This window comes from Oceanispirochaeta sp., assembly GCF_027859075.1.
Classification (GTDB): domain Bacteria; phylum Spirochaetota; class Spirochaetia; order DSM-2461; family DSM-2461; genus Oceanispirochaeta.
Window position 1 is genome coordinate 1 of record NZ_JAQIBL010000207.1, and the last position, 4,843, is coordinate 4,843.

The window sequence follows — 4,843 nt, forward strand, 5'->3', positions numbered from 1 at the left end:
TCTAAAGAGAGCGCATCAGAATCAAGAGTCAATTCATCTTCGTCCAATGAGAGCTCATCAGAATCAAGAGACAAATCATCTAATTCAAAATCATGATTTTCCGGCTCAGATAGAATCGAGAGACCCGGGTCTTCCTGGTCCAAGTCATTGTTCTCAATACCTTCAACAGTCATTTCTGCTGTATTAAAGATATTATCAAGTTCATCACCTGTTAAAACGATTGACTCATCATCATCTTCATCAAAAAATCCGCCGGCACTCCCGTCATCAGTCTCATCATTGACTGCCCTTTGAGATAAAGGACGATTGATAAGTTGATTACGGATATCCTGTATTTCATTTTTTATTGTTGATAATTCCTGATCGATTTTACCAAGCAATTCTGTTTGTTTTTCAACAAGGCTATAAGTCTGTTCAGAATGGGACGTAGTGGCTGCTGGAGAAGGAGACAAAATGTCATCTTCCGATTCTGAATCTTTTGAAGAGATTTCCAAATTATGATCAACCATAAAATCATCAGCAGCTTCTATGTCTTCTTTATCTATATCAATAGCAGAATCCTCGACATCCCAAGGTGCTTCTTCCAGATTTTCATCGGGTGACCAGTTATCCTCAGACATTGATATCAATTCATCCTCTTCTTCGGGTGAAATCAAATCATCACCAAAATCATCGAGATCAGGAAGATCATATTCTTTATCTGTATCCATCATATCATCATTAAGATCAATAAAATTCTGTGTACTATCACTCTCTGTTAATTCATCATCCAGGTTAAAGTCATCCATATCAGATTCATTAATGTCCATATCCAGGTCATCAAAGTTTAAATCATCCAGACTTTCCTCTTCAATTGAAACAGATTTTGAAACAACTACGGCGGAGTCTTTGAGATCTCTTTTGACCCATGTACCGTAATTTTCTAGTTCACCATTTTTGTCATCTATTTCCCTGGTCATTTACTGCTCCTGTATCCAGAATAATAAACCTTTAATGTATTATCGGAAACCCAACTTGAAAAGTTGAATATAACAATCATTTTAACGTATTTTAGCAGATTATGCCGGTATGGTGTTAAGGTTTTTCCAGATTATCCGTAAATCATAAATATGATCAATATGAAGTTTTATTGGCCCTTAATGGCAGCCCTCATTATTTATACAATTCTTTGTTTTTTCTGGGGAAAATCAGGTATCCAGTCCATAAAAAAAATGGAAAGTATCCAAACCCAGCTGGAACACAATCTCTATGAGTTGAATCAAATCAATTTACAGCTCAATGAGGACCTGAATTCTCTTGGCAGCGATCCCGAACGCATTGCCATTCAGTCTAGGAATCTTGGTTTTATCAAAGAACATGAAAAAATATTGTTTATGAATATCAGCGGGCTTTCCGGCTCACAACAGGATGTAGGCAAAATACTCCACCTTGAACAGAAGATTGATACTCCAGAACAGATTTTCAAATGGATCGCTTTTATCATTTTCCTTAGTGGATCATTTTTGGCATTTATATCTGAGAGGAAAAGAAATACATCTGTTTAATCCAGAATTTTAACATCCTGCCCCCGAAGTTTGTTAATATTCACTGGTTTCTCAAGATGTTCCCGAAATAGATTTTCTCTCTGATAGAGCAGCTTCATGGGTACCTGATAGGCTTCTTCAAGATACTCTCTTTTCAATACATTTGATGCTGGTCCCATAATCAAGGAGTGGTCTTTATTGAAAAGTATTGCGTTATCAGAATATTTCAACGAAAGATCAAGTTCATGAATCGAATAATAAAGGGAATTACCATTTTTCTGAGTATAATCCTTCAGATAATCAAGAATTGCCTCTTTCCAACGATGCTCCATAGCAAAAACAGGTTCATCCATCATGATGTAGGGTGAACCAAAGAGAAGACTGAAGGCAATGGATATTTTCTGCATATCTCCTTTGCTGTTTTCCTGGTACTTTCTTCCAAGGCAATCAGTCAATTCCAGTGCAGAAACGATTTCATTAATAATTGAATCATCTTCATGAGATCCCTGATCAAAAACAAAGGGAAGCAGGTCTCCAATTTTTTCATCCGTTTCAAATTCCATGTTCTGATAGATAAATGAGATAAGATGATTTCTGCTCTCTTCATCGGTCATCTGATCGGTATCGAGGTCATTCACCGTCACAGTACCAGAATCAGGTATCAGCCGTCCTCCAGCCAAGTGCAGGAAAGTACTTTTTCCCGTGCCGTTTTGACCAACCAGCGTCGTCATACCACTGGGAAGATTCAGATTTAAATCTGAAAAAACAGGTCTATCAGAATCCTCATATCTGAAATTCACATTCTTAAATTTTATCATTTATTTTTTCCCATGATTCAGTTTCTGGTATTCAGGTATCGTATTCATGGGAGGTCGTTCTGCTTCGGGAATGTTAAATTCGACAGATTCGAAGATTTCATCTTTTACCTGGAACTGTCGGAAAATTGTTGGCAAATCGTCAATTTTCTGAATCATCCCATATTGGAGCAATCTGTTCAGGAATGTCTGTAGAATTCCGAATGACATTTTTCCAAGAGCTCTAGTTGTCTGATTCCTATGAACCCTCTGGTCCAGGTCCGTCTGTGCAAAACCACTCATACCGAACTTATGATAGACATCCAGGATGTGTGAAGTTTCAACACCGTAACCGATTGGGAAAGGTATGCTTTCCAGAACTTCTCTCCTTACGGCATATTCTCCGGACAATGGCTGAATGATTCCGGTTAATTCAGGAAAGAACAGAGAAAAGAGAGGACGAGTCAGTATTTCAGTAACCCTGCCTCCTCCAGAAGGCCGTATGCTGTCAGAAAAGGCTAAGGGGCGATCATAAAAAGCTTTTACATACTGTACTTCCGGCCTTTTTATCAAGGGACCGACCATTCCATAGACAAATCGAGGGTGAATATTTTAAATATCAGCATCAATATACACGATGATATCGCCTTTCAACTGATAGATTGCCTTCCAGAGATTTTCACCTTTTCCTCTCATGGGTTCGAGATTTGGGAGGATATCTGCGGCCAGATAGGTATCAGCACCAAATGCGGCAGCAATCTCCAAAGTCCTATCATCCGAACCAGAATCAATGACTGCCAGTTCGTCCAGAAGGGGATATCTGTTCATCAGTTCTGATTTGAACATGACGATTTCTTTCCCGATTGTTTTTTCCTCATTGAGAGTGGGGATACAAAGGGAGATGGTCAAACCCTGTTTTTCTTTTTCTTCAATCAGTTCCTTAAGGTCTTCAAAGTTTGAATGATGATATGTGTTGTCTTTAAGCCAAGAATTAATTTTCACTGCATTACCCCCGATCTACTGCTTGAAGCAGTGCTATTAATTGAGCAATCCCTTTCTTCATGGGTTCTATCTGAATCATTTCGTCCAGCTCTCCAAGACGCTCACCATTTGTTAAACCTATTGTTACGGCGGGGATATTCTTATCAATAAAAGCAGAAAGCTCAGAAGTACTGGGAGACAGTCGGGGTGTGACTCCCAGATGTTCTAATATGGCCCTGCTGGTCTTATTCAGGGAATGAGAAAACTGAGTTCCCCCCGGTTTTCTTCTTGCCATTTCAACAAATTCAACCATTGCTCCAGTCATGGATGTCATTTCTTCAGCCAGTGAACGGATGCAGATGGCTATATCTTCTACCATCTCATCTGATTCACTGCGTATTTCAAACTTTAATGAGGCTTTCGTGGGTATTGTATTGTAGGATGTACCGCCACGAATAGAACCCAGCATGATACTGGTCTTTGGTTTCCGCGGCAGGGGAATCTCTAGAATCTTATTGATCAGTTCATTCATATTGACAATGGCTCCAACAGAACTGAATCTGGTCCAGTCATATTCTTCGGGAACCTGATATTTGAGTTCGCCCCTCAGCATTCCAATGGAAGAATAACTCAAGCGGCCCAGCTTGACGCCTTCAATACAAATTCCAGCAGTTATTGGTTTCTTAAAATTATCTAAAAAAAAGCGGAGTCCTTCGATATCTCCATGCCCCAGACTTCGGGACGATCCCATAAGGATCAAGTTTGATTCAAATTTTATGTCCAATTTCTCCAGGATCATAGGAAGAGTCGCGAGAGTCGCCAATCCCAAACCGTTATCTCCGACTCCCGGTCCGATTACTTTATCCGGCTGGACCGTGATGGTATGATCCACGTTTGAGGGGAAGATTGTGTCCAGATGAGCGACAACCAGGATATGACTATCCCTTGAATTTCCTGGAATAATGCCCAGAGCATTTCCTTTCTCATCTTCAGAACAGTTCAGAAGATTGTATTCAGTGAAGCGATTCAATAGAAACCTGTTTCTTTCCTGTTCTTCAAAAGTGGGTGCCGGTATTTCACTTAGCATGATCAAGTTTGTTAGAAGGCTTTCTTTGAACTTTTCAACCTGGGCTTCATATTCAGGAAGATATTCCAGAATCTCTTCGCAGCTTTTGTTCATATTTTTTCCTGACAATTAATGTTGTATATATATTTTATTATAGAGAATCTCGGAGAAACTGCAAATAAAGAGTGTTAAAATATATGAAACCTCGGTCATGCTCTGTTTTCCAGGATAAAAGATTGTACACTCTTTTCATTTTCTTTATAATGATAGTATCATTTCTTTAAAAGGATATTAATAATTTTTTTAGAAAAACAAATAAACTCAAACGAATATTTATAAGGGAGGGTTCTGTGAATAGTGGATTTGATTTTAGAATCAAAAAAATAGGAGAAAGTAAAATTGATTCTCCTATGCCTTTTTCAAATATACAGGGTGATCGAATAGCAAACTTTGTTCGGGATGATCAATATGTGCTGCAC

The 4,843-nt window shown here is 38.8% G+C and carries 6 protein-coding genes; 1 reads left to right on the top strand and 5 read right to left on the bottom strand.

Annotated features, from left to right (window positions below; genetic code table 11):
- The coding region (locus tag PF479_RS11545; protein WP_298006564.1) for a hypothetical protein at nucleotides 1-959 on the bottom strand (959 nt) is incomplete at its 3' end.
- A gap of 159 nt (nucleotides 960-1,118) precedes the next feature.
- Between PF479_RS11545 and PF479_RS11550 the strand changes: the two genes are divergently transcribed.
- The gene (locus PF479_RS11550; RefSeq protein ID WP_298006567.1) at nucleotides 1,119-1,544 is read left to right on the top strand and encodes a septum formation initiator family protein; all 426 of its coding nucleotides are present in this window, start codon (nucleotides 1,119-1,121) and stop codon (nucleotides 1,542-1,544) included.
- Here PF479_RS11550 and PF479_RS11555 read toward each other — a convergent pair.
- The 4 genes from PF479_RS11555 to PF479_RS11565 are packed head-to-tail and all read right to left on the bottom strand — an operon-like array spanning nucleotide 1,541 to nucleotide 4,478.
- Nucleotides 1,541-2,341: an ATP-binding cassette domain-containing protein gene (locus PF479_RS11555; RefSeq protein WP_298006570.1), complete on the bottom strand. Its 801-nt coding sequence runs from the start codon at nucleotides 2,339-2,341 to the stop codon at nucleotides 1,541-1,543. The genes PF479_RS11550 and PF479_RS11555 overlap by 4 nt on opposite strands.
- Complete coding sequence (locus PF479_RS20810) at nucleotides 2,342-2,890, bottom strand: hypothetical protein (protein WP_367277232.1); 549 nt, start codon at nucleotides 2,888-2,890, stop codon at nucleotides 2,342-2,344. It abuts the gene before it with no gap.
- A gap of 39 nt (nucleotides 2,891-2,929) precedes the next feature.
- Entirely contained in the window at nucleotides 2,930-3,319 is a 390-nt protein-coding gene (locus PF479_RS20815) for a glycosyltransferase (protein WP_367277233.1), read from the bottom strand.
- 4 nt (nucleotides 3,320-3,323) lie between these two features.
- A complete protein-coding gene (locus PF479_RS11565; protein ID WP_298006573.1) occupies nucleotides 3,324-4,478 on the bottom strand; it encodes a peptidase dimerization domain-containing protein in 1,155 nt (384 codons plus the stop codon).
- Nucleotides 4,479-4,843: the final 365 nt, after the last annotated feature.

What these genes read in the sequence shown, in the direction of transcription:
- PF479_RS11565 (WP_298006573.1), bottom strand. Translation starts at nt 4,478, where the DNA reads ATGAACAAAAGCTGCGAAGAGATTCTGGAATATCTTCCTGAATATGAA.
- PF479_RS11550 (WP_298006567.1), top strand. Translation starts at nt 1,119, where the DNA reads ATGAAGTTTTATTGGCCCTTAATGGCAGCCCTCATTATTTATACAATT.
- PF479_RS11555 (WP_298006570.1), bottom strand. Translation starts at nt 2,341, where the DNA reads ATGATAAAATTTAAGAATGTGAATTTCAGATATGAGGATTCTGATAGA.